A 25,099-nucleotide genomic window follows, 5' to 3' on the forward strand; every position below is an offset into this window, starting at 1 on the left:
TTTATTGAATTTTATAATAAAAATACGACTAGATTTTTGAAAATATTGGTCGATATCAACTGAATGTTGTTCTTCAGATATATAATTCTGAAATACAGGAGGGAAGGTCAAAAATGATTGGTTTAATAATCGTAAATTTCCGAAGCACTAAATAAATCTGTCATTATGAAAATGAAATTTTACCTCTTCACAATTTTGTCTTTAATGATCATCACTTCCGCTTTTGCCCAGGGCAACTTAGGCATGATTGCCTTAAAAGGAGCGACCATTTACGATGGAAATGGAAAGTCTATTGAAAATGGAATAATCATAATCGAAAATGAAAGAATCGTAAGTCTTGGAGATGAAGAACTTGAAATTCCTGAAAATGCTCAGATCATAGATGTTGCTGGGAAATATATAATGCCGGGGCTTATTGATGCTCACATACATTTTTTTCAAACCGCTTTTTTTGATTCCAGGCCTGATGCTGCAGATCTAAGAGACAGCATTCCATTGGCAGAGGTTGTGAAATACCAAAAAGAGCATCCGGAGAGATATTACCAGGCATACCTTCGTTCAGGAATTACCGGTGTTTATGACGTTGGAGATTATATGTGGACTCTAAAATTTCAGAAAGAGAATGATGAGAATCCACTCGCGCCGCATACAGCTTCAGCCGGACCGCTTATTACTCCTGCACCAGAGCAAATGATCGGTATTTTCGATGTGAATGGAGAAAGTACTTTCGTTCACCTTGGTTCAGAAGAAATTGGAAGAAATGCAGTTATAAAGAATACAGAAGCTGGAACAACTGGTATTAAGGTTTGGGGATTTAGTCCTAAGGATGCTGATTTTGTGAAAAATATAAATGCAGTAGCTGAAGAAATTATAAACCAGGACAACAAATTAATAGCCCATTCAACCAATTTAACCGAAGCAAAAATGGCAATGGAACTGGGAGCAAAACTTTTAGTACATAGTGTGGAAGACACTCTGATAGATGATGAATTTATTTCATTAATGAAAGCCAATAAAACATTATATAATCCAACCCTGATTGTAAAAAGGGGCTATTACAATACCTACAATGCGCTTCTGGGGAATGATTTTGAATTGAGCGATCCGGGAAAGATCGTTGATGCTAAAACCAGGAATATGTTAGAGAATGCTTCAGATTTTAAAAAATTCCTTCCGGATGCTCGAATTAAGGCTTTAAAATCAAGGCTTCCCGCAATGGATAAAAGTATGAATACAGGAAAGGAAATAATGCTAAAAAACCTGAAAAGGGTTTATGATGAAGGAGGGACTATTGTGGTTGGTACCGATGCAGGAAATCCGGGAACACTTCATGGAGTATCATTTTACGATGAAATAGAAACCATGCAGGAAGCAGGGATTCCTGCAAGTGATCTTATCATAATGGCGACAAGAAATGGAGCTATGGCAATGGAAAGACTAGATGATTTCGGGACCCTTGAAAAAGGTAAATATGCAGATCTTATTGTATTAGAAAATGATCCTTCAGAAAATATTTCAAACCTGCGTACGATTACCCACGTGATGAGAAATGGAATTTTGAGAGATGTGCAGGATGCAGAGGATTTTAGACCTTAGACAGTTAAAATGTAAAATATCAGATTATCAGTCTGTTAAAGTTTTGATTTGATGCATAGTGATAACAATTAAATTTATAGAGTCAATCAATACAAAGCTTAAAAAATATATTTGTTATTGAATTTAGTTAAAAATTAAAAGGGGATCGGTATTGTAGGGAAATCGGCCCCTTTTTCTTTTAGATTTAAGAATAAGATCTAAGTTTTTTTAAGGAAAAAAGCACCCATTATTGGGTGTTTTTTATGTGTTTAATCCTATTCAATATTTCTTAATTACATAGGGCTTAATAGATCAGATCGATATTCCTCATTCTCCGGATCATCCTGTTTAATTTACTTTCAAATTATAATTATCTATTAAAATGCTATTAGTGTTCTACTAATGTGAATCTTTTATTTACCTTACTAAATAGCTATCCAAAAAAGACGAGAAAGAAAATGAATGAACAGGCAAAAATTACTGATGCGAATATTGATATTACCATACCTATTAAAATAGGTTATCCGGTGCTGAATACCTATTTAAAGGAAAAACTGGTAGGCGAAATCATTAGTAAAGAAGATGAAAACGGCAAGAAATCTAATTATGCCCAGATCCTTGATATTAGCATGGAGCAAAGTGAATTAGAGGAGTTTGATCTTTGCTTGCACATCACTCTACAAACATTGACCAGCCTATTTAAAAATAAACAGATAAAGTTACTTTTTCATGCTTCCCTGGAACTTGATAGAGAATTACAGAAGATCAGTTTAAAGGATTATGAAGTAGACGGAAAAACCAAAAACTGGATCGCAAATCAACTTCTGGAAACAGTGGTGAACAAGTGGATGTATTCTAAATTGAAGGAAAAGATGAATTTCAACTTTATGCCACATATCGAGGAACAAATGGATTCCCTGAACGAAAAACTGGAAAATAAACTGGAAGCCAAGGAAGGTATTCATCTTATTGGTTCACTGGAAGGCCTGGAAGTTTCTAAATTTCATGCAGGCGAATCAGATCTGTGGATCTCCATGAACATGAAAGCACAGGGAGTAGTGGAGATAGAAAAAATTAAACTGTAATAATTGTAGCCAACCAGAAATGCAATTGAATAAATACATTGACCATACGTACCTGAAACCAACAGCAATCTCAGAGGATATAAAAAAATTATGTGATGAAGCTTTAGAATATTCTTTTTACGCTGTTTGTGTAAACTCTAGTTATGTGAAACTGGCAAAAGATCATTTAGAAGATTCAGAAGTTAAGATCGCAGCAACGATAGGCTTTCCTTTGGGTGCGTCATCTTCGGCATCCAAAGTTTGTGAAGCTGAAAACTGCATAAATGATGGCGCAGATGAAATTGATATGGTCATTAATATCGGTTTTCTTGAGGATGGGAAATTTGATGAGGTTCAGAAGGAAATTTTAGAAATCAAAAAAGCAATAGGCGATAAGATCCTGAAAGTTATTATTGAAACTGGTTATCTTAGTGAAACTGAAATTGAAAAGGCTAGTGAACTTGCCATGAAAGCCAAGGCAGATTTCGTGAAGACTTCCACGGGCTTTGGAGAACGGGGAGCAAGCCTTGAAGATATCAGAATCATGAAGAAAGTCGTAGGGGATAAGCTGAAAATAAAAGCTTCGGGCGGTATTAGAGACAGGAAAACGGCAGAGGAATATATTGCACTTGGAGTTGATAGGATTGGAACTTCATCAGGAATCGAGATCGTTTCTTAAATATCGTTTAGATAATGAGTTTACATATTAAAGCTAAAAAGGGAGAAATTGCAGAAAATGTATTGCTTCCTGGTGATCCGCTCAGAGCGAAATGGATAGCAGAAACTTACCTTGAAAATTCATTTTGTTATAGTGAGGTTCGCGGAATGTTTGGTTATACCGGGAGTTATAAAGGGAAACCAGTTTCCGTTCAGGCGACGGGAATGGGAATTCCATCGGCAATGATCTATATCAATGAACTTATTAGAGAATACGAGGTAAAAAATTTAATAAGGGTTGGTAGTGCCGGTTCATATCAAAAGGAAATTGAGTTGATGGATATTGTGATCGCCATGTCGGCATCTACCAATTCTACCATTAATAAAGATCATTTTCAAATGGATGATTTTGCTCCAACGGCAAATTTTGAACTATTCATGAAAGCTGTTGATCATGCCAGAAATAATGATGTCAACTTTAAGGCCGGGAATATCCTTTCATCAGATACATTTTATGAAGATGATCCTGATACATATAAAAAGTGGGCGAAGTATGGTGTTCTGTGCGTAGAAATGGAAACTTCGGCCTTATATACAATTGCAGCGAAATTTGGAGTTAATGCACTTTCTATTTTAACCATTTCTGACTCTTTGATCACAAAGGAAGAGCTTTCTACGGAAAAACGAGAAACAAAAATGGGCGAAATGATCGAGCTGGCACTAGAGTGCTTCTAATATTTTAGATCAGATCTTAAAAGTAACCACGGGAATTGCTGAATGATTAGCGATATCCTCGCCGATACTTCCCATAAAGAAATGGCCGATACCTTTTCTTCCGTGGGTTGGCATGGCGATTATGTCAATGTTATTTTCCTTGCAATAATTGAAAACACCTCTTTCAACCGTATAATCATCGTAAAAAGTGATCGCCTCATCCAATCCTTTATGATCCATACTGGCATCGATAAGAAAGTTTGAAGCTCTTGTTTTCATTTCCCGGGTATTCATGAATTTCTCAGGAATATTAATGAATAATATTTTTGGCTCGATTCCGAAGATCCTGAAAAACTTACGCGAATGTAAAAAGGAATCAAGAGTCTCCAGTTGAAAATCTGTAACAAAGATGGCTTTTTTCAATTCGAACTTAGAGATGCGGTCTTTGATCACCAGAACGGGTACCTCAGAGGTTCTAACCACCTTTTCGGTGTTTGAGCCAATAAACGCCTCTTTAATTCCAGAGCTGCCGTGTGAGCCCATTACAATTAAATCGGCATCATATTCTTTAGCTACTTCATTGATCTCAGAAAAAACCTTGTTCGTTTTCACTGCCTCGCTTACCTCAAGATCTTTCAAATAATCTTTATCCAGAAGCTTGTCAAATCTTTTTTTGGTGAGCTTCATAAAATAAAGGGCATTAAAAACTTCTTGTTTTTCATCGTTGGTAAGAAACGAATCGGGAATACCCATCATATGTAAAACTACAATTTCTGCATTTTGCGATTTCGCAATACTTGCAGCTACTTCAAGGGCATATTCAGAATGTTCTGAAAAATCGACTGGTACAAGGATAGTTTTCATCTTTCAACTGTTTTATATTCAAATCTAATTACAAACTCGCCCAAAAAACATGATGAAAATCAGTATTCAGGCAATTAATCATAGGAAGAGGCTATCGATCAGGGATTGTTCAGGGATAATTCTAAAAAAGATTTTACCTTTAAAATACGAAATTAAAAATCCAGATTTGCGCGAATTTTTCAAAAACAAGGAAGATGTTTTCGATACGCTTTTCCAGGCGGCTTCCGAAGGAATTATTATAGTAGATGCCAATCAGAATGTTACTGCGGCTAATAAGGCGGCCGATGAAATATTTGGCTATGAGCATGGCGAACTTATCGGTCAGCATCTGGATGTTCTAATTCCTAAAGATTATCATCATAGGCATCATGGACATTTCAATAAATTTCTGAAAGATGCCGAAAAAAGGCAGATGGGGCATGGTCGTGATCTTTATGGTGTTAAAAAGGATGGCAGTTTATTTCCAGTAGAAGCCGGTTTGAATCCCTTCATGATGAACGGTGAAAAATTTGTAATGTCCCTGGTTATAGATATCAGCGTTAGAAAGGAAACCCAGCGACAGATCCAGGAACTTAACAATGAACTTGAAGATAAAATTAGGCAAAGAACAAGGGAGTTAAGGGAAACTGTGCAGGAATTGAAAGATCTGAACCTGGATCTTGAAGATGAAATAAAAAAGAGAAAACTGGCAGAAAAGCGAATCAAAACTGCCCTGCAAAAGGAAAAGGAACTCAATGAATTAAAGACAAAATTTCTTTCCCTGGTTTCTCACGAATTTAAAACACCGCTTAGTGGAATTCTTACCTCAGCTACTTTAACTGAAAAGTATACTACTGAAGAACAACAAGAAAAACGAGAGAAACACCTGGTTACCATTCGAAATAAAGTACACTACCTGAATAATATTCTCAATGATTTTCTTTCCATTGAACGTCTGGACAGTGGAAGAGGGCAGTATAAATTTTCAAAATTCGGTCTTAGGAGGTTCATAAATGAAGTGATCTATAATGCCAATATCACTCTAAAAGAAGGTCAGGAAATAATTTACCCGAAAGAAATTGAAGATGTAGAGCTTTACCAGGATGAGAAGATCCTGGAACTCATCGTTTCAAACCTGCTCGGGAATGCCATCAAATATTCTTCAGAAAACACAAGTATCTGGTTCAATATTAATTTTGAAGGAGATGACATCCTCTTTGAAATTAAAGATGAAGGCCGCGGAATTCCGCAAAAAGACCAGAAACATATCTTTGAAAGATACTTTAGAGCTGAAAATGCCTTGCTGGACCAGGGAACTGGAATTGGTTTGAATATCGCGAAATCTCATATTTCGAATTTGGGCGGATCAATTGAATTTGAGAGTCAGGAAAATGTTGGAACTACCTTCAAAGTTCAGGTGCCAATGGATAAATCTTAAAAATCAGAATCAGGATATAGTTATGAAAAAACTGTTATTAATTGAAGATGATATTACGGTAAGGGAAAATACGGCAGAATTACTGGAGCTTTCCAATTATGACGTCATTACGGCGCCCAACGGGAAAGTAGGAATTGAAAAAGCTAAACAGGAAGGTCCAGATATTATCGTTTGCGATATCATGATGCCTGAAATTGATGGTTACGGAGTGCTGGCAGCTTTGGGTCAGAATGCTGAGACAGCTGGTATTCCCTTTATTTTTCTATCAGCCAGAACAGAACATAAAGATATTCGCAAAGGAATGGATCTTGGTGCAGATGATTATCTCACAAAACCATTTGAAGAAGTGGAGCTACTGAGTGCGATTGAAAGCAGGCTAGCTAAAGTCGCCATTCTAAATTCAAATAAAAAGGAGAATAACGATGCAGCGTCTTCTGATAAATTAAGAGATATTGAAGACCTGAAAAGGATCTTCGCTGAAAACGAATTACTGCATTTTAAAAAAGGTGAGAATGTCTACGAAAAAGGGAAACATTCTAATTTTTTCTACCTGGTAAAACGCGGAGTGATAAAAGTATACCGGGCAGATAATCAAGGTAAGGAGCTGATCACTGAATTATATAAGGAAGATGATTTTTTTGGAAATCATGCTGTCAATTCCAGTTCGTCTTATGAAGATTATGCCACAGCCATGGAAGAATCCCAGGTCTATGCAATTTCTAGAGATGAATTTCAAAAGATGCTGGCAGAGAATCCGAAGATCACCATGCAACTGGTTGAAGACCTCAGCAATAATATGTCTGAACTTAAAAACCAATTAATGGATATGGCCTATGGTTCGGTTCGGAAAAAGGCTGCCAGTACTATTTTGCTTTTTGCTGAACGAATTACAAAACACCCATTAAAGAGTATTCGAATTTCCAGAGCAGACCTTGCCGGTGTAGCAGGAATGGCTCCTGAAAGTCTTATAAGAACACTATCTGAATTTAAAAAAGAAGGACTAATAGAGATCGAAGGTAGAAATATAAAACTTCTGGATTCTGAGGCGTTAAAAGAAGTGAGATAATTAATCCCTTAAGTTCTCAGATACTGATATTCATCATTTTTTTGGATTCTTACTTCCCCTAATTTCGCTTTTATAAGTGAATAAGATGAATGTCCTTCTTCTAACCGATTTTTCAAATACATCAGATAATGCGATGAAATACGCCATTGAGTTCTTACAGAATTCTAAGGTGAATTTCTATTTGATGAATATTCATGAATTCAATTTTGAGAAAACCAAAGGGAAAGTCCTGGGTGAAAAAGTGGAAAACACACTGCAGGATTTGCAATCCAAAATCCAGGAGTTAAAGGTATTATCATCAAATTCACAGCATCGGTTTAAGACCATGTTTTCTTCGGAAAACCTTATCAATGCAGTTAGAAGGTCACTGGAAGAGCATAAAATAGAACTCATTTTCATTGGCACGCTAAGCCAGCAGGACCATTCACATCCTATTTTTGGTGATCATGCGTACGAATTGGTGAGAAAGATCAAATGCAACATTTTTGCAATCCCCAGTGGATGTGAATTCAAAAAACCTAAAACGGCTGCATTTCCTGTTGATAATAGTATTCTGCCTGCTAATTTCGAAAGTAATATTCTGGAACAGATAGAGTACTTTAAGTCTCTAAAATTTACTTTGCTGGAAATCAATAATCATTCTGCTGTAAAACTTTCTGCAGATGATAATTTATCTGTCGCCTTTACTTCCGAATTATTCCTGGAAATCCAGCAACAGTACGATTTTATTTTCATTATTGGTAAAAATCTGAGTCTTTGTGACCGACTTCTGCACTCTGAATATGGCCTGTCGGCCAAAATGCCAGTATACATTCCAATTTACGTCTACCACGGATAATCAGATTCCGAAAGTTTCTGAAGATTAAAATAAATAAAGACAATTTTTAAAGAGGAGAGATTGCTTTTCCAAAGATCTTTTAGGAGATGGATATTACATGGATATAATCGATCTTTTGAAGAGAAAAGCAATCTCGTATATAGGAGTGCTGTATAAAGGAACTGTTAGAAAAAACCTGTTTCTAATATTCAGAACTATCATCAAAGGATATTTATAAGAATAAAGCTGATGCTAACAATAAGGCTTATTATTAGTGAGTTGAATACAAATCTGGGTTTTAATTGCGCTAGAACAGATGCGTTGTACCACATGCAAACAACCACGATCAAACCTAGTTGCAGCATTTCTCCTAATCCGTGACCATTCATTAAAATTAGCATGGCGGCTATTGATCCTATACAGGTGGATAAAATGATCCCTGTGGTTGCTCCTGCATAAAAATCCTGGGTAAATTCCGAAAGTTGTTTTTGATAAAAAGTCATGATTTCTAGTGTTTGAATTACAGGATAAAAATAGCACCAGCACTAAACTTAAAATATGACGAAAATCATGCTTTCAGTGAATTCTAATTATTTAATCGTTCGTAAGCCATTCTGGTTAATTCTTCCTGATGATCTGGATGAGCAATAGAGATCAAAGCTTCTGCTCTTTGCTTGAGGTTTTTTCCGAATAGATCAACCACACCGTATTCTGTAGCGATATAATGCACGTGAGCCCTGGTGGTGGTTACGCCCGCACCTTCCTTTAAATAAGGAACTATCTTTGAAATCCCATTTTTGGTTACTGAAGGAAGAGCGATAATGGCTTTTCCACCTTCAGATAAAGCAGCGCCTCGAATAAAATCCATCTGGCCACCAACTCCGGAATATTGAATTTTACCAATGGTATCGGCGCAAACCTGTCCCGTGAGGTCAATTTCAATAGCAGAATTAATTGCGGTCACTTTTGGGTTCTTTCGTATGATCGCCGTATCGTTCGTATAACCAGCTTCCTTGAAATGCACCAATGGATTATCATCTACAAAGTCGTACAATTTTGGTGAGCCTACCGCAAAACATGTTACCAGTTTTCCTGTTTTTATCTCTTTTTCTTCACCGGTGATCACTCCTTTTTCAATAAGTGGAAGAATTCCGTCTGAAAACATTTCTGTGTGGATACCAAGGCGTTTATGATGGATGAGGTTGTTGAGAACCACATTGGGAATTCCACCTATTCCCATTTGAAGCGTAGCTCCATCCTCTACAAGATTGGCTACATTTTTACCTATTTGTTTTTCAATTTCGGTTGGTTCAGTTAAATGAGCAGCGTGAATTGGCTGATTTACTTCTATAGCAGCATCCAGCTGATTTATGTGAATAATACCATCACCATGAGTTCTGGGAACATTAGGATTGATCTGGGCGATCACTTTTTTAGCATTTTGAATTGCCGGTAAGGTTATATCTACGGAAACTCCTAGAGAACAGTATCCATGTTTATCTGGTGGTGAAACCTGAAAAAAGGCAACATCCAAAGGCAGAATATTTCTTCTGAAAAGTATATGGATATCACTGAGAAATATCGGGATATAAGCTCCGAAATTGGAATTCACAGCTTTTCGAACATTACCACCTACAAAACAACTGTTGGTCTTAAAGGCATCATGATAAGGAGCCTCTGTATACAGCGCTTTCCCTTCGGTATGAATCTGGATGATCTCAACATTTTTAAGTTCTGTATATCTTTCACAAAGTGCGTCAATTAGGATATTGGGAGTCATCGCAGCACCCTGAATAAATACGCGCTGATTAGATTTTACCTCTTTTACCGCTTCCTGTGCCGATACGATTTTTAAGTTTTTCATAGTTTTTATGTTGATATTTATAATAGCTCCCTGACTTTTAAATTGAACTGAACTTCGATCATTTCATCAACTTCTATTAGTCCAAGAGCTTTGGTAGGTGGCTCCAATCCGAAATCCCGAATATTGATTTTGAATTTTCCCATAAAATGTTCCTCGTTCAAATGAACTGGCAATTCATAATTTTTATTCTTACCAGCTAAGGTTACTTTTATAAAAGCCTTAGCATATTCAGATGAGATTAATTCAACCCGTTTCACCTGAATAATGATCATGGGATGGTTTTCATTCATCAAGAGATCCTGAAAATCGGCATTCATTCGTTTATTACCGCAATCAAAACCTTCAGTAAGCAACTTAAGATCCAGGTTTCTGAAAATGATATTTTCCTCTTCCAGCGAGTAACTAAAATTCTTCGGCTCACAGATCAATTGAATATTGAATTTGCATTCAAAATTATTTACGTTGGTGCTGCCTGCGATGACCAATTCACTTTCAGGAAGGATATAAATGGTTTCCTTTTCAAGATCTTTCTGTGCTGTTAGTACTATCGAGAAGAAGAGTATTAAATAATATGTAAGTAGACCTTTCATGATTTAGTTTTCAATTTGCCAGGTAAAAATTCGGGTAGAACTTCATTGCAGAAGTTCTACCCGAAAGCATAATTCAAACTCTAGAAACTAATTGCAGCTTCAACCATAAACCCGTTGAATTTTCCATCGTTATGAATATCGGTAACAGGATAATCGTTGTATTTCTGATTTACATATTCCAGTTTCATCAGGATGTTTTTTGTCATAAACCATCCGGCCCCTAATTGGAATCTGTTAATGTCTACATCATCACCACTTTGAAGTTCACCTTCGGCAAGGCTGTAACGTCCTCCCAGGTAAAGATCTTCTTCTTCACCAAACCTGTATATCAACTCGCCGGCATAATGATTCCAGGTTCTTTCACTAGCTTCAGATGAGGCTTTTCCCTTTGCTCTTTCGTAGATCCCGAAGAATTCCAATCCGCCGTATTTAAGGAAAGGGTTGATCATTATCGAAGTTAATTCGTTTCTAAGTCCGGGATTGATACGTCCGGCTCTAAAACCGTCTCCATTACCGTCAACATCGGTGAATATGGTATAATATCTGCTACCGGAACGGTCGCCGCTATATAAATAGGCGCTGGCGGTTTGTGCGGTATGGTAAACAGAACCTGTTAATCTTAATCTCAGGTCTTCACTTACGTAATCATCGTAACCAAATTTAGCCACGAAAGAAGGACTGGTAGAATCAGGATTTTCTACAGACTGGTTTAGCTTTCCGTTGGTCATACCCAGCATTCCTAGCCAGCCTTCATTGAAATAATAAACTTCGGCACCAACTTCAGTAGTAAAACTATCCATAAGGTAATTTCCAACGAATGGATTGTAAAGCGCCATGGCATTATCTGTTCTTCTAAAATGTGCATCACCGTAATTCACCTCCATGTGACCGATTTTAAAACGAAGCTTATTCATAAGATCTTCAGCAAAACCTTCGCTTATAAAATCAAGCTTGTCAATTTGGATATAGCCGCCTTTCACCCAGGCTTCCGGGTGATGTTGAGAAGACAGGTAAGTTCTTAAATGCATTCTAACTCCATCGTAAAGAGCCACATCAAGATCTAGGTTCGCAGTTGCAAGATTAAAATTCTTTCCAATTTCTTCCAATACCGGGGTTGCCTCGTTTCCTGAATTTTCGTGATCAAGACCCTGGAACTGAATAGTAGAAGCTCCTCCAATTCTCACTTTAATACCATCAAAATTAGACAAGCTGTCTTTTGGTGCTTCAAATTGATTGATTCCTCTTTGATCTGGAGATCTGTAATTATCGAGATCTCGGCTACTTTGCGCGATTGCAGATGTAGCCATGAGTGCTATAAGCACGAAACTGAAATATTTAGTAAAAGTTTTCATATCGGTAATTTTAAAGGTTGAAGTATTATTTATTGAATTGAGCTCTAAATTTTATTTTAACCTCGTCTCCGGTTTTGATTGATCCGAATACAGCAGTTGGAGGTTCTATATTGAAATCGGTCATTTTCAATTCATGTTCACCATTTATTGTGACCTTGTTGTTTTGAAGCTCCAGGTTAAATTTCAGATCGGTGTTTTTCTTGACTCCCGCCAACTCGAGAATTCCTGAAGTCATTACATGGTAGGAACCATTAGAGCTTTGATTAATGCTTTTAACTGATTTGAGCTTATATGTGATCGTTTTGAATTGTTCTGTTTTTAAAGCCTTGTACGTGTTCTTATCCATACCGCTCTTGCCACTTTTTAAACTTTCAGATCTAATTACCATTTCAAGATTCTCTATACCGGTAATTTTTTGATCTGATGTAGCCAGAGTTATTGTTCCGCTGCTTTTGGCAGCGTCTATAATCCAGTCATGGATATTGGAAGTGCCGTACACAATCAGGCTTGAAGAGTTATTATCAAACTGGAAACTTTGAGCATTTAATCCTAGACTTAACAGAAGTAAAGCGCCAAGCATTTTAAGTGAGTGAAAAGGTTTCATATTGATTACGTTTTTAAATCAATACAAATTTGGGGTAGGAGTACTTCTTAAATAATGACGAATATCAGGTTTTGAGTATTTTCCTAACTGTGGTTTGTGCTAAATAAATATATATAGGGGAAAACCCTTATTTTTCGTCAATTATCAAATAGCTATTGGATACACATTATTTGATTCGTATCTTTAAGTATTGTTAATCGGTAAAACGATGAACATGAAGGCTAACTAAATATGCGTTTGTATGTTGGTTAGCCTTTTTTATTTCCAGATTTTAAACTGTATGAAAATTCTTTCTTCATTTTGTTAATATCGTCTTAATAAATCAACTCTAAAACTTTATAAAACAGGGATTTGTAATCCTGATAATTCCTAAATTATCCCTGATTCAATCAACTAAAATTTGAGATTTGGGGCATTTTAAATTGAGAGTTTTGTATTCCTTTTTATTTATAATTGGAATTATCGGTTCGTTAATCGGTCAGAACTCAAATTCAGTTAAAAGAGTAAAGGCGGTAGAGCCATTTATTAAAGCCGAAGAGGTGCATATCCAGCAGGATCTGGGCGATATGCTCTGGATTACAACTCCCGTCAAGGTCATGGCCTATAATTCTATTGAAGTAAAAGACTACAATAAATTTAGAGGAGTGCCTAAAGAAATCGGTTCGGTTTTTCTCGAAACTTTTACCGATTCTGAGAACAAGATCTGGCTTTCAGGTAACAGAGGGCTGGCAGTTTTTGATTCGAAAAAAAATGAATTTGTATTCGTTAGCAGCATTACCGGAAAGATTTATGGGATGCTCGAAGATCCAGGAAATCAACTATGGCTAGCGGCAGAGAACGGTATTTTTAAGCTGAATATCGATTCTGATAAAGAAGACTTTGGAATTTCCCGATTCCTTTCAGAAAATACGATGGCCTCAGATATCGTGTTATTCAATAATAAAATAGTTTTTGCCGGACCTAATGGAATTTTAACAATAGACAGACGTTCAGGAAAATTCAATAAACTGGACATGGGCTACTACCAGAACATGGATATTACCAGCGCACTTGCTTTGGATGATAAAGTGATTTTTGGTACCAGAACCGGTGGTTTGCTTATGACCGATACTCAGTTCAGGAATGTTCAAAAAGTTTATTCACTTCCGTATTCAGTTTCAAGCCTTGAAATCACCGATCTCGAAAAGTTTGACGATGAAGTGATCATGGCAACAAATGGAAAAGGTGTCTTTAGAATTAGTGAAGACCTAAAGTTAATTGAAGAGCCTGGAAAAGAATATCCTAACAACATCCACCAGATTTCTTTTAATTCTCAGAACCTTTTATGGCTGGTTGCAAAGGAAGGTTTATATCTTAAGAACTTTTCTGGTTATGCCATTGACAAATTAAAAAATGATCCGGCAGTCTATTCAAGTCTTGCCGATAATTTTGTGACTGCAGCTCAAACCGATTCCAGGGGAAATGTATGGTTTGGAACAGGAAAAGGATTGAGTATCTGGAATCCCGAAACCGATCGCTGGAGGCATATTAAAAACCTTAATTATACGAGAAGTTTAAATGAACCTGATGCTATTACCGATATAGCCTCTATTGGTGAACATGTTTGGGTTGCCACGGCAGATGATGGTGTTTATAAAATCAATATCAATACGCTTTTGCGAGCTCATTATTCGATAGACGCATTATACAAAACTAAAGTCCAGAATGCCAATACACTGTTTGTAGACGCTAAGCAAAATATCTGGATCGGTGGAGAAGATGGTTTTATTAGCATGGTCAAACCGAATAATAAAATAAAGAATTATCCTTTAAAAGAGGTAAAGGCGATCGCAGAATTAGGCCCGAAAAAGATCATTATCGCTACTCGTTCCAGAGTTCATTCTTTAGATCCAGACTCAGGAAGGATCACAGATCTTGAGGCACTTTCAGCAAATAAAGAGCTTCTTTATTATTCTATAAATGATTTGAAAATCACTCAAGAAGGATTTGGCTTATTCGCAACTGAGGGAATGGGCTTGATCAAGTATGATTTTGAATCTAAAGAAATAGAAATTTTAAACAGCGATAATGGATTACCATCGGATAATATCGTTTCTATTCAGGGAGTTTTTAAAGATGGAATCTGGCTGGCTTCAGATAAAGGTCTTGCGCATTATGATGAGGAAACTAAAGCGGTAAAGGTATTTTCAGAATTAAACGGTCTTACCAGCAATGAACTTACTTCTGATATTACTATGATGAAGGATGGTTCTCTGGCAATTGGAAGCACAAAAGGAATCAATGTATTCAAGCCGAAAACTATGCTTGCACAGCAGGAATTCAAACCAAGGCTGGAATTGAAAAATATGTTGCTTCCTTCAGATAAAGATGAAAAGAAATCGAATATTCTGCTGGCTGGGAAAGATCAGGTTCAACTTGATGAAACAAAAGGTTTCCGAATTGAGTTCGCTGGATTCTCTCATTTAGCACCTGAATCAATTCTTTATTCCTGGAAAATGGAAGGTCTTGATGAGGAGTGGAGCAAACCTTCCCAGGTGAATACGGCTAGCTATTCTAACCTTGCGCCGGGTAATTATGTTTTTAAGGTTAGAGGCAGGCTCGGCGATGCGGCCTGGACGAAACCTGAAACTTTAAATATTTCTGTTGAAGCTGTAGCAGGAACAGTAAGTAGTATTTACCTATTTATGGGCATAAGTATTCTGGCTACCATTGCGATCTTTGTTTTTGTGTTCATCAAACGTTCCAGGAACGCAGATCAGTTAGCGAAAGCAGAACTTCGTGATCAGCTTCAAAAGGAATTTAAAAAGCCAGTAGAAAGTGCTGTAAAGTCTTTAAGTAAGATCTCGGCATCGGCAGAAGCAGGTAATACGGAAGATCTTCAGCGTTATGCGGCAAGATTTGATGAGTTGTTTAACCAGATCCTGAATTTCAATTACCAGGAATCTGTTTATGAGATCTCGAAGATCAACCTGCAAAATCACTTTCCGCAGGTGATCAGGGAAATTGAGCCGGTTTACAAAATGAAGGAGCTTGAAATGATTATTAATGATCAGTGGGGAGATTCTGAATTCTTTTATAACCTTGAAATGCTGGACAAGATCATTTTTAGTCTTATTTCGGGAAGTGCTGGTTATTCCTTAAAAGAAGGTAAAATTCTTGTAAACCTTATCCAGACGAGTATTGGCGATCTCAAAATCCAGATTACCGATAACGGTAGAGGTATTCCTGAACATGATATCAAGGTTATGGAGAAGAAAAAATCCATCAATCCAAATATGAAGTTCAGGGATAAGAGCGGATTGAAATATATTCTAAAGGCCCAGGATCTAATCGCTAAAGCTGGAGGTAGTTTTAGCTACGAGACAGAAAAAGATGAAGGTTCTACTTTTACGGCTGTTCTAAAGAATAAAAAAGAGGATTACAGAAAAGTGCCGGAAAGAGCAGCGGCAATTTTCAAAGCAGAAAAGACTAAGACTGCCCCAAAAACAGAGTTTCCAGCAGAGATTACCAACTTAAGTGAAAGTAAGGTCCTCATTATCGAGAATGATGTTGAAACACGAAATCTTCTGGTGAATAGTATCGGGAAATATTGCCAGATCTACCAGGCAGGAAATGCTGAAGAAGGAATAGAAAAGGCTGGGATGATCTTCCCCGATATCATTATTACGGCTACGGTTCTGCCAGATATGAATGCCTTTCAGTTATCAAAAATGCTGAAAAGGAATATAGGTTTGAACCATATTAATATTTTCCTTGTTGCAGATGAAGAACAAATGCTGGGTAAAGATCAGATGGAAGAAATGGTTGAGGTGATTAGAAAACCGATTGATGTGAATCTGCTTTTATCCAAGGTCACTAAGATACTTACCTGGCAACGCGACCTCAGGAATTCTTATGTAAAATCTCATGTAGATGCTGTTGAGGTTAAATTCCGAAGTGATAGCGATGCGAAATTCATCACAAACCTAAGTGATATCGTGGTGCAAAATATCAGGAATGAAAATTTCTCTGTGCATGATCTAAGTGCCGCCCTGAGCATTACCAGCAACACACTGTTTATGAAATTGAAGAGTCTGGTAAACCTTTCACCTCAGGATTTCATGGAATTTACCAGGTTGAATTACGCAAGAGATCTTATGGAACATACGGATATGAATGTAATGGAAGTAGCCTATAAATCTGGCTTTTCCAGTCCGAAATTATTTTATAGTTCATTTAAAAAATTCTATGGCTACAGCTTAACAGATTCTGTAGAGGATAGATCAAATTAGTAAAATGCCCTAACAAAAATTAGCCTGTCTTCATCATTTGATGAGGCAGGCTAATTAATTTTATAAGCTTTGATATTTTATCCTACGAGATGAATATCACTGAATTCCTTATCAACTATTATAGTTTTCTCTTCTGCATTATACTGAAGATTCTCTAATGGAATCTCTTCGTTTTCGAAGATTACTTTCTTGACTTCAAATGGAAGTCCGTGGAATTTCAATTTAAACCTTGCATAAGGAGCAGAATATTTTCCGCTTTTGTGCTGCTGTACAATGATCCCATCTTCTCTTCCTGTCAATTTAAAAGTTCTTAAACTATAGATGTTCTGGCGATATTCATATCCATCATGAGCATCTTCGTAGAATTCTGAACTTTCCTTACCAAGTTTGTAATAAACATCAAGGTCTATTTCCTCAAGGTCTAATTGATCCACATATTGCTGAACAGGATATTTAGGAATGATTGCACCTTCCTTGATATACATAGGAATCGTGTCCAGAGGAGCATCTACCCACATTTCTTTTCCGCCGGTGATCAATTTATCGTTCCAGAAGTTATACCATTTTCCTCGTGGTATATACATTCTTCTTCCCTGTACATTTGGTTCCTGAATAGGGCAGACAAGGATCTGGTTTCCGAAGATAAATTCATCAGACCTGTAATGCGTTTGCACGTCTTCCTGATCGAAGTAAACCAGAGGTTTTAATATTGGTGCTCCTTCATGCACATATTTCTGAAAAGCTGTGTATAAATAAGGTAATAACTGATATCTCAGTTCTACATATTTCCTGGCGATATCAAGCACTTCATCTCCAAAGAACCATGGTTCCTGTTCACCGTGATCTCCAGAAGAGTGTACTCTACAGAAGGGGTGGAAAATACCTAATTGCATCCAGCGAGTATATAGCTCTCCCGATGGTTGCTCAGCAAATCCACCAATATCAGATCCTGCGAAGCTCATACCGCTCATACATAGTCTTTGAATCTGAACATTCGCTAGCCAAAGGTGTTCCCAGCTAGCTACGTTATCACCCGTCCAGGTAGAGGTATATCTTTGACCTCCTGAATAGTTTGCACGTGTGATAATAAAAGGTCTTTTCGGGAAATTGAATTTTTTCACTCCTTCATAAGTGGCGCGAGCCATTTGCATTCCATAGATATTATGCGCTTTACGGTGACTACATCTGTGACCATCGTAATCGTGCCTTACATCCAAAGGGAAGGTTTTTCCCGGAACTTCCATAACAGCAGGCTCGTTCATATCGTTCCAAACTCCTTTTACTCCGATATCACCAATCAGCTCACGGTAAAGTCCGCTCCACCATTCTCTAACTTCCGGATTGGTAAAGTCGGGGAAATAACATTCTCCCGGCCATACTTTTCCTCGCATATAAGGTCCATCGGCTCTTCGGCAGAAATAATTCTTATCTAAAGCCTCCTTGAAAATATCGTAATTAAGATCGATCTTGATTCCCGGATCTATTATCGCAACAGTCTTGAATCCATCTTCTTCGAGTTCCCGTACCATTCTTTTTGGATCTGGGAAATATTCTTTATTCCAGGTAAAGCACCTGAAACCATCCATATAATCAATGTCAAGATAAATGGCATCACAAGGAAAATTAAGTTCCCTGAATCTTGAAGTGATCTCTTTCACTTTGCTCTCCGGGTAATAACTCCATTTACATTGGTGGAACCCTAGCGCCCACATTGGTGGAAGTTCTGGTTTACCTGTAAGGTCTGTGTAGGTAGTTAAGACATCAGACATTTGAGGCCCATAGATGAAATAGTAATTCATCTCACCACCATCTGCCCAGAAACTGGTTACGTGTCTACGTTCACTACAAAAGTCAAAATGTGTCTTGAAGGTATTATCGAAGAATATTCCGTAAGAAAGATTTCCGTGAAGTCCCATATAGAATGGAACAGCTTTATAAAGCTCATTTGTATCTTTTCCGTAGGCGTATTGATCTGTATTCCATAGGCTAAGACGTTTTCCTTTCAAATTGAAGTTAGTTGGCTTATCACCAAGGCCAAAGAAGTTCTCCTGATCTTTCGATGATTTGCTCATTTTTACAAAATTCCCTCCAAATTCAAAGCTTTCTTCCCAGTGGAAACCAAGTTCATCCTCAAGGATGGTTTTTCCGTCAAGATCATACATGCCAACACGTATATCGTCACGGGCAACCTTGCATTTAAATTTTTCAGTAGTAATAATAATATGCGTCTCATCCTCTTCAACCTTTAGTTGGTTAAATCCATGTGGATGATTTTCATCTACAGCATAAGAAAAATCATTTTCAAAAATGCCATTTGTAGTATAGCGCATTCTTAACATGTTATCACGTAAAACGGTAATTTGAAGTCTAACTCCGTTTTTGGTGATGAAATTTATCGTATCCTGATCGTGCTCATATGAGATCAATCCGCTAGGGTATAGGTTCCCCTTATGTTCGAGTTCTGTATTGGTAATCATAGTTTTGCAATCTTGTTAATCGGTTACAAAAGAAGTTTATTCCCTTGAATTATTATATGCTTGTTCATAAAATTTCAAATACAACACATCCCAAAGGTGGAATGGTTATTTCTGCAGAATTATCTCTTCCGTGGAAAGATTCTTTTTTGGTTTTAATGCTTTTATTTTTGATTCCGGAGCCTCCATATTTTTCGTTATCTGAATTGAAGATCTCTTTCAGTTTTCCGCTATGTGGAACTCCGACGCTATAATCTTTCAACACCGTTGGAGTGAAATTGCATACAACCACTAAGGATTTTTTGGGATCTTCTCCTTTACGAATATAGGTTAGCACTGAATTCTGACTATCATCATAAGAGATCCATTCAAAACCATCTGCAGTGAATTGCTTTTCATGCAATGCTGGTCTGGTTTTGTATAATTTATTCAGATCTGTAAGTACTTTCTTGATTCCCTGATGGGGCTCATAATCAAGTAAATGCCAGTCCAGGCTGGTATTATAGTTCCATTCTTCATATTGACCTATCTCTGCACCCATGAAAAGTAATTTTGCGCCGGGATGAGTGAACATATAAGAGTAAAGAAGTCTTAGGTTGGCAAATCTCTGCCAGTCATCTCCAGGCATTCTGCCTAATAATGATTTTTTACCATATACCACTTCATCGTGACTTAGTGGCAAGACAAAATTTTCAGTAAAAGTATAGGTCATACTGAAGGTGATATCGTTCTGATGATATTGCCGGTAGATAGAATCTTTCTTGAAATACTCTAATGTATCGTGCATCCAGCCCATCATCCATTTCATTCCGAAACCAAGGCCGCCAAGGTCTACAGGTCTTGAAACCATTGGGAAAGACGTAGATTCTTCGGCAATGGTCTGTACCCCGTCAAAACTTTTATAGACCTCAGTATTGAGATCACGCACAAAACTAATGGCATCCAGGTTTTCTCTTCCGCCATGTTCATTTGGCTCCCATTCTCCGTCTTCCCTGGAATAATCAAGGTATAACATAGAGGCAACAGCATCTACCCTTAATCCGTCTGCATGATACTTGTCCAGCCAGAAAATAGCGTTACTGATAAGGAAAGATCTAACTTCATTTCTACCGTAGTTGAAGATTAAACTTTTCCAGTCAGGGTGATATCCTTTTCTTGGATCTGGATGTTCGTATAAATTGGAACCGTCAAATTTTCCAAGGCCATGTTTATCTTCCGGAAAGTGTGAAGGCACCCAATCCAGGATAACACCAATTCCAGCCTTATGGAAAGCATCGGTGAGATACATGAACTCCTGAGGATCGCCAAAGCGCGAAGTAGGAGCAAAATACCCGGTTAATTGATAACCCCAGGAAGGATCATAAGGATATTCCATTATAGGCATGAATTCAACATGAGTGAATCCAACTTCCTTTACATAAGAAACCAGCTCATCGGCCATTTCTACATAGGTAAGTGAACGATTCTCATCCATGTTTTTTCTCCAGGATCCCAGATGAACTTCATAAATCGAGTACGGACTGCTTAATGAGTTTTTATCTTTTCTGGAAGACATATGTTTCTTGTCTTTCCATTTATATTCAAGATCCCATACGATGGAAGCGGTATTAGGCGGATGCTCACATTTCAGAGCATATGGATCTGCCTTTTCCAGCTTCATATCATCGATGCTGGAATGTATCTTGTATTTATATTTCGCTCCTTTCTCTACTCCCGGAATAAATCCTTCCCAGATACCGCTTTCGTCCCATCTAACATTAAGTGGATGCTCGCCCTCCAGCCAGTAGTTAAAATCTCCAATAACCGAAACTGATTTTGCTGATGGAGCCCATACTGCGAAATAAACGCCTTTCTCGCCATCAACTTCCAAGATATGCGCGCCAAACTTTTCATACAGCCTGTAATGTTTTCCAGCCCTAAAAAGAGATATATCGAAATCTGAAAATAAAGAGTGTACTTGTACTTCTTTTTTCATAGTTGGTTTTAATTTTTCTTATTCTTTAAAATACTGGCGATTCCTCTAAGAGGAATTATGGTCCATCTTGGCCTGGAATTCAATTCGTAACCAAGTTCATAAACCGCTTTTTCCAGTAAGCAATAATCGAGTAAAAATTCTATTTCCTGCTTATATCCAATATTTAAATTTTCTGCCTGTACTTTGTGTACATAAGTCTCCATGAATACACCGATCATGTATTTATAAAGCACCTCACCGGCCTCGAACATATCTTCCTGAGAGGTAGAAAAGCTCCCGTCGTTATTAAAGATGGTGGAATATATGGCATAATGAAATGATCTGAACATGCCTGCCACATCTTTTAATGGTGGTTGTTTCACTTTTCTATCCTGGATAGTACTTTCAGGTTCTCCTTCAAAATCCAGCAAATAAAAATCATCATGATCTACCAGAACCTGTCCCAGATGATAATCTCCATGGATCCTGATGCGTTCGCTTTTCATTCTGGTCCAGTTAAAATTCAGAAAATGTTCCCTTATTTCTTTTTTCTTATCTAGAAATTCCTTGGCAAGTTCAAGGGCTTCACCATCCAGTTTATGCATATTATTTTCGATGGTATTCAACCTGTTCTGAAACATATAAATAAGCCGGTTCTTAAGCCAAACCGCATAATCACCATTGTATTTCGTAGGAGTGAAGGCCGTGTCTTGCATGTCGCTTCCCAGAGCAATATGCATTTCAGCAGTTCTTTGTGCAAGTTTGGAAACTTTAAGAAATATATTGAGTCCCGCGAAATCGATGATCTCAGGCGGAATGGAATTAATAGGTTGCCTCTGGTAAAGCGATATGGCAGGAAGCTTTTTAACCTTGATCTTTTTCTTTTCAATATTGGTAAAAACAGATTTTAGCTCTTCCAGCATATATTTCCAGGCGTCACCTTCATTTTCAATAAGATCCTGCATCAATGCCAGGGTAATAGTATCACCATTATCAAGATCAAGATTAATGCTGCCTACGTATGCTGGAATGTTTTTGAAATTGCTTTTTTCGGTAAGGAAACGACTTATTTCATAATCTGGATTCTTACTGGTATAAATTCTACGGAAGAATTTCATGACCAGGCTGTTATTATAAATAATAGACGTGTTGCTTTGTTCACCGCCCATAAATCCTGAAGATTCATACTTCATAGGTTTCATGGTTTCTGAACGATGGAAAAGGATCTTTTTATGGTTATTTTCTCCGGAGTAACCCATAATTCTATTGAACACTACGATCCTGAAATCTTCAATATGCAGTGCATCTATTAAATGACCTTCCACGCCTTGAAAGGTAACCGGAGCAATGATGGTTCCCGTCTCTAAATTTTCTTTATTTCCAGGGATGAAACTTACCGGGATAAAATAATCTTGGAAAAAAGCCTCGCTAAAGTTGATCTCGATAAGCACTCCAAAATAAGTGTTTTTATCAGAGCTAAGTTTACAGTGATCTACAACTTCAATATACTTAAGTGTGCTCGACTTTCCGGCATACCAACGTTTCTTCAGAATATAATCTTCAAGAATTTCTGTGCTGAAAGTCTTGATGAATTCCTGGTCTTCGAATGCCGTTTCCCAGGTATTCTTAAACTGAAAATCTGAAGTATTTACGTTGGTATTCGCCTTCTTTGACATTTTTTAGTTTTTAATAATTTTGAATAAGTGGAAAGGCATTCCTGGATGTAATTCTATATAACACCATTCCTGATCCCAATGGTAAGAGTTACCAGTGATCTGATCTTCAACAGTTACAGATTGGCCATGATCCAGGCCAATTTCATGCCTGGGAAACCTTACCGAACCCTGCTTCGCATAATAAGGATCAAGACTCACTACCATTAAGGTTTGATTTTCTTTTTCCTGGTCATATTTATAGTATGCCATGAGTCCGTCATCATGAATTTCACAGAATTGAATATTATTGGTTTGCTGCAGGGAAGAATTGTTTTTTCTCGCTGTGTTGATCTTTGAGATCACACGCATAAGTTTATTTTCTGCCTTCCAGTCCCAATTACTAATCTGGTATTTTTCTGAATCTCTATACTCTTCTTTGCCAGGCATGGCTTCAGAAATCATAAACTCATAAACGGGTCCGTAAATTCCAGTATTAGAACTTAAGGTCGCAGCAAGAAAATACCTGATCATAAACATTGATTCGTTCGCACCCTGAAGATGGTAAGGATTAATATCTGGAGTATTTGGCCAGAAATTGGGCCTGAAGTATTCGCTTAATTCAGTATTCGTTAGCTGGTTCACATATTCTGTTAGCTCATGTTTATTTGTTCTCCAGGTAAAATAAGTATAAGACTGTGTAAAACCTTGCTTACCTAATTGCTCCATGATTTTTGGACGTGAAAATGCTTCTGCCAGGAATAAAATATCAGGATGTTTCTTTTTCACTTCAGCAATTAACCATCCCCAGAAATAAAATGGTTTGGTGTGCGGATTATCTACTCTGAAAACCTGAATTCCTATTTCTTCGATCCAGTAAAGAACGATATCCAGAAATTCTTTCCACATTTTTTTCCATTCATCAGATTCAAAGTGAATGGGTAGAATATCCTGGTATTTTTTTGGAGGATTTTCAGCATATTGAATGGTTCCATCGGGACGCCATTTGAACCATTTAGGATGTTTTTTTACATATGGATGATCTGGAGCAGCTTGCAGGGCGAAGTCCATGGCCACTTCTATATCCAATTCCTTTGCTTTTTTTACGAGAGATTTAAAATCTTTAAGGCTTCCAAGTTCCGGATGAAGATCTTTATGACCTCCATTTTTCGAACCTATTCCCCACGGTGATCCTACATCATTGTCCTCAGCATTAGTTGCATTATTCTTTCCTTTCCTGTTAACTTCTCCAATAGGATGCACAGGAGGGAAATATAGGGTGTCAAATCCCATTTCAGCAACTCTAGGTAAGATGGCTTCACAGTCTTTAAAAGTTCCATGTTTACCTTCTTCTTTTGATGCAGATCGTGGAAAGAACTCATACCAGGTACTGAATCTTGCTTTTTTACGATCTACGTACACCGGATATTTTTTCGTTTCGAATGGTACAGCTTTATGAGGATAATTCAATAAAATATCTTCCAACTCTTTGTCAAGACAAATACTTACAGCTTCTTCATAGCTATTTTCGTCCTGAAACGCAGCTATGGCTTTCTTAATTAAAACTGAATCAGACTTTGTTGATTTTGGTAATATCTCTTTAAAAATCTCCGCTCCCTCCAGTAATTCTGAAGTCACCTTTTGTGAATCCTCAATTTTCTTGATGATGCCATGTCTCCAGTTCAGGCCGTGATCTTCCCAGCCCTGTAAATAAAATTCAAAATTCCCCTGACTTTCAACGGAAAAGGCACCTTTCCATACATCATTTTCAGCAGGACACATTCTGGATTCTTTCCAGTTTCGTTTAGCTGAATGTTTATAAAATACAGATGCCTGAATGATATCATGGCCGTCTCCAAAAATATCTGCCTGCACATTTACAACTTCATCAACAACTCTTTTAACCGGGTAATCACCACAATTGATAACGGGGCTTATATTTTCAATTACAATTCTACTCTTCTCTAGCATATAGACTATGAGTTTTAATTTTTGATCGTCAGAATCTTAAATTTAATAAAGAGTTTTTGAAAATGACATCGATTTCCAAACTTGTTTAGATTTTTGACAATTAATTAAGGTTTAGGAGGTTGAGTCATCATTTAAATTGCGAATTTCTTTGAAATAAGCGTAAAAAATTAGAATTTAGTTATTGCTCCACACT

The 25,099-nt window shown here is 37.3% G+C and carries 18 protein-coding genes; 8 read left to right on the forward strand and 10 right to left on the reverse strand.

Going from position 1 to position 25,099, the window contains the following annotated elements; translation table 11 throughout:
- Positions 1 to 165: 165 nt before the first annotated feature.
- The 4 genes from RE431_RS14810 to deoD all read left to right on the forward strand — a co-directional run bounded on the left by RE431_RS14810 (position 166) and on the right by deoD (position 4,031).
- A complete protein-coding gene (locus RE431_RS14810) occupies positions 166 to 1,596 on the forward strand; it encodes an amidohydrolase family protein (RefSeq protein WP_309562746.1) in 1,431 nt (476 codons plus the stop codon).
- A gap of 437 nt (positions 1,597 to 2,033) precedes the next feature.
- On the forward strand, positions 2,034 to 2,660 hold the full coding sequence (locus RE431_RS14815; RefSeq protein ID WP_309562747.1) for a DUF4403 family protein: 627 nt from the start codon (positions 2,034 to 2,036) through the stop codon (positions 2,658 to 2,660).
- 19 nt (positions 2,661 to 2,679) lie between these two features.
- Positions 2,680 to 3,318 (forward strand): deoxyribose-phosphate aldolase, encoded by a 639-nt coding sequence (gene deoC, locus RE431_RS14820; RefSeq protein ID WP_309562748.1) that lies wholly within the window; start codon positions 2,680 to 2,682, stop codon positions 3,316 to 3,318.
- Positions 3,319 to 3,332: 14 nt separating this feature from the next.
- Positions 3,333 to 4,031: a purine-nucleoside phosphorylase gene (gene deoD / locus RE431_RS14825; protein ID WP_309562749.1), complete on the forward strand. Its 699-nt coding sequence runs from the start codon at positions 3,333 to 3,335 to the stop codon at positions 4,029 to 4,031.
- A gap of 9 nt (positions 4,032 to 4,040) precedes the next feature.
- Here the strand turns inward: deoD and RE431_RS14830 are convergent, their stop codons facing one another.
- A complete protein-coding gene (locus RE431_RS14830; RefSeq protein WP_309562750.1) occupies positions 4,041 to 4,874 on the reverse strand; it encodes a universal stress protein in 834 nt (277 codons plus the stop codon).
- Between the two features lie 166 nt (positions 4,875 to 5,040).
- Here RE431_RS14830 and RE431_RS14835 point away from each other — a divergent pair, with 166 nt between their 5' ends.
- The 3 genes from RE431_RS14835 (at position 5,041) to RE431_RS14845 (ending at position 8,195) form a co-directional block, all read left to right on the forward strand.
- Positions 5,041 to 6,291: a PAS domain-containing sensor histidine kinase gene (locus RE431_RS14835; protein ID WP_309562751.1), complete on the forward strand. Its 1,251-nt coding sequence runs from the start codon at positions 5,041 to 5,043 to the stop codon at positions 6,289 to 6,291.
- A gap of 22 nt (positions 6,292 to 6,313) precedes the next feature.
- Positions 6,314 to 7,357, forward strand: a complete 1,044-nt coding sequence (locus RE431_RS14840) for a response regulator (RefSeq protein WP_309562752.1) — start codon at positions 6,314 to 6,316, stop codon at positions 7,355 to 7,357.
- An 85-nt stretch (positions 7,358 to 7,442) separates the two neighbouring features.
- Positions 7,443 to 8,195 (forward strand): universal stress protein, encoded by a 753-nt coding sequence (locus tag RE431_RS14845; RefSeq protein WP_309562753.1) that lies wholly within the window; start codon positions 7,443 to 7,445, stop codon positions 8,193 to 8,195.
- Between the two features lie 200 nt (positions 8,196 to 8,395).
- On the opposite strand, the gene RE431_RS14850 is transcribed toward RE431_RS14845, so the two are convergent.
- The 5 genes from RE431_RS14850 to RE431_RS14870 all read right to left on the reverse strand — a co-directional run bounded on the left by RE431_RS14850 (position 8,396) and on the right by RE431_RS14870 (position 12,584).
- Positions 8,396 to 8,677, reverse strand: coding sequence for a hypothetical protein (locus tag RE431_RS14850; RefSeq protein ID WP_309562754.1), 282 nt, complete (start codon positions 8,675 to 8,677; stop codon positions 8,396 to 8,398).
- An 83-nt stretch (positions 8,678 to 8,760) separates the two neighbouring features.
- Positions 8,761 to 10,038: an acetyl-CoA hydrolase/transferase family protein gene (locus tag RE431_RS14855; RefSeq protein WP_309562755.1), complete on the reverse strand. Its 1,278-nt coding sequence runs from the start codon at positions 10,036 to 10,038 to the stop codon at positions 8,761 to 8,763.
- A gap of 17 nt (positions 10,039 to 10,055) precedes the next feature.
- Positions 10,056 to 10,628, reverse strand: coding sequence for a YceI family protein (locus RE431_RS14860; RefSeq protein WP_309562756.1), 573 nt, complete (start codon positions 10,626 to 10,628; stop codon positions 10,056 to 10,058).
- An 80-nt stretch (positions 10,629 to 10,708) separates the two neighbouring features.
- On the reverse strand, positions 10,709 to 11,980 hold the full coding sequence (locus RE431_RS14865) for a hypothetical protein (RefSeq protein WP_309562757.1): 1,272 nt from the start codon (positions 11,978 to 11,980) through the stop codon (positions 10,709 to 10,711).
- Between the two features lie 25 nt (positions 11,981 to 12,005).
- Positions 12,006 to 12,584, reverse strand: coding sequence for a YceI family protein (locus RE431_RS14870; RefSeq protein ID WP_309562758.1), 579 nt, complete (start codon positions 12,582 to 12,584; stop codon positions 12,006 to 12,008).
- Positions 12,585 to 13,015: 431 nt separating this feature from the next.
- Between RE431_RS14870 and RE431_RS14875 the strand changes: the two genes are divergently transcribed.
- A complete protein-coding gene (locus RE431_RS14875) occupies positions 13,016 to 16,855 on the forward strand; it encodes an AraC family transcriptional regulator (protein ID WP_309562759.1) in 3,840 nt (1,279 codons plus the stop codon).
- Between the two features lie 77 nt (positions 16,856 to 16,932).
- Here RE431_RS14875 and RE431_RS14880 read toward each other — a convergent pair whose 3' ends face one another.
- The 4 genes from RE431_RS14880 to RE431_RS14895 form a co-directional block, all read right to left on the reverse strand.
- Complete coding sequence (locus tag RE431_RS14880) at positions 16,933 to 19,332, reverse strand: glycoside hydrolase family 31 protein (protein ID WP_309562760.1); 2,400 nt, start codon at positions 19,330 to 19,332, stop codon at positions 16,933 to 16,935.
- 64 nt (positions 19,333 to 19,396) lie between these two features.
- Entirely contained in the window at positions 19,397 to 21,304 is a 1,908-nt protein-coding gene (glgB, locus tag RE431_RS14885; protein WP_309562761.1) for a 1,4-alpha-glucan branching protein GlgB, read from the reverse strand.
- An 8-nt stretch (positions 21,305 to 21,312) separates the two neighbouring features.
- The gene (locus RE431_RS14890) at positions 21,313 to 22,959 is read right to left on the reverse strand and encodes a trehalose synthase (protein WP_309562762.1); all 1,647 of its coding nucleotides are present in this window, start codon (positions 22,957 to 22,959) and stop codon (positions 21,313 to 21,315) included.
- A 3-nt stretch (positions 22,960 to 22,962) separates the two neighbouring features.
- Positions 22,963 to 24,906, reverse strand: coding sequence for an alpha-1,4-glucan--maltose-1-phosphate maltosyltransferase (locus RE431_RS14895; protein ID WP_309562763.1), 1,944 nt, complete (start codon positions 24,904 to 24,906; stop codon positions 22,963 to 22,965).
- Between the last annotated feature and the right edge of the window lie 193 nt (positions 24,907 to 25,099).

Origin of the sequence: Christiangramia sediminicola (assembly GCF_031344135.1) — a bacterium.
Classification (GTDB): domain Bacteria; phylum Bacteroidota; class Bacteroidia; order Flavobacteriales; family Flavobacteriaceae; genus Christiangramia; species Christiangramia sediminicola.

Coding starts and splice junctions, on each gene's coding strand:
- RE431_RS14810 (WP_309562746.1), top strand. CDS start 166: ATGAAAATGAAATTTTACCTCTTCACAATTTTGTCTTTAATGATCATC.
- RE431_RS14890 (WP_309562762.1), bottom strand. CDS start 22,959: ATGTCAAAGAAGGCGAATACCAACGTAAATACTTCAGATTTTCAGTTT.
- RE431_RS14870 (WP_309562758.1), bottom strand. CDS start 12,584: ATGAAACCTTTTCACTCACTTAAAATGCTTGGCGCTTTACTTCTGTTA.
- RE431_RS14895 (WP_309562763.1), bottom strand. CDS start 24,906: ATGCTAGAGAAGAGTAGAATTGTAATTGAAAATATAAGCCCCGTTATC.
- glgB (WP_309562761.1), bottom strand. CDS start 21,304: ATGAAAAAAGAAGTACAAGTACACTCTTTATTTTCAGATTTCGATATA.
- RE431_RS14815 (WP_309562747.1), top strand. CDS start 2,034: ATGAATGAACAGGCAAAAATTACTGATGCGAATATTGATATTACCATA.
- RE431_RS14860 (WP_309562756.1), bottom strand. CDS start 10,628: ATGAAAGGTCTACTTACATATTATTTAATACTCTTCTTCTCGATAGTA.
- RE431_RS14845 (WP_309562753.1), top strand. CDS start 7,443: ATGAATGTCCTTCTTCTAACCGATTTTTCAAATACATCAGATAATGCG.
- deoD (WP_309562749.1), top strand. CDS start 3,333: ATGAGTTTACATATTAAAGCTAAAAAGGGAGAAATTGCAGAAAATGTA.
- deoC (WP_309562748.1), top strand. CDS start 2,680: ATGCAATTGAATAAATACATTGACCATACGTACCTGAAACCAACAGCA.
- RE431_RS14865 (WP_309562757.1), bottom strand. CDS start 11,980: ATGAAAACTTTTACTAAATATTTCAGTTTCGTGCTTATAGCACTCATG.
- RE431_RS14855 (WP_309562755.1), bottom strand. CDS start 10,038: ATGAAAAACTTAAAAATCGTATCGGCACAGGAAGCGGTAAAAGAGGTA.
- RE431_RS14830 (WP_309562750.1), bottom strand. CDS start 4,874: ATGAAAACTATCCTTGTACCAGTCGATTTTTCAGAACATTCTGAATAT.
- RE431_RS14880 (WP_309562760.1), bottom strand. CDS start 19,332: ATGATTACCAATACAGAACTCGAACATAAGGGGAACCTATACCCTAGC.
- RE431_RS14850 (WP_309562754.1), bottom strand. CDS start 8,677: ATGACTTTTTATCAAAAACAACTTTCGGAATTTACCCAGGATTTTTAT.
- RE431_RS14840 (WP_309562752.1), top strand. CDS start 6,314: ATGAAAAAACTGTTATTAATTGAAGATGATATTACGGTAAGGGAAAAT.